At 63.7% G+C, this 248-nt stretch carries 1 protein-coding gene; it reads left to right on the top strand.

Translation table 11 applies throughout. The annotated features are described in order from the left end of the window. Positions 1-182 (top strand): hypothetical protein (locus ACQG3P_RS21350; RefSeq protein WP_426806172.1); only part of this gene is annotated, 182 nt, incomplete at its 5' end. Between the last annotated feature and the right edge of the window lie 66 nt (positions 183-248).

Below are 248 nucleotides of genomic sequence, written 5' to 3'. Positions count from 1 at the left end.
CAACACTCCCTGATCCACGGGCGGTTAGAAATGCATACCAGGCCATTTCTGCTTATCGTTTCACGCTATTCGGCGACCTGGGGTTCGAGCAGCAGGCTCCCGCAATGAGTGTCGCTAATGTGTTTGGGCTGCTTCGTGAGCAGTTCGCCGCTTGGCAGGGGAAGCTCTCGGCGGCCAGCTGACCGCCAGCCAGCAATGGCACAGCGGGCAGGCGTGTCGAGCAGGCCCGGCCGCGGCCCACACCCCCG

It is taken from the genome of Stenotrophomonas sp. SrG (genome assembly GCF_050031795.1).
In the GTDB taxonomy this organism is placed as follows: domain Bacteria; phylum Pseudomonadota; class Gammaproteobacteria; order Xanthomonadales; family Xanthomonadaceae; genus Stenotrophomonas; species Stenotrophomonas rhizophila_A.
Note: the sequence above shows the minus strand (reverse complement) of the source record. Positions and strands in the feature narration are given on the sequence as shown.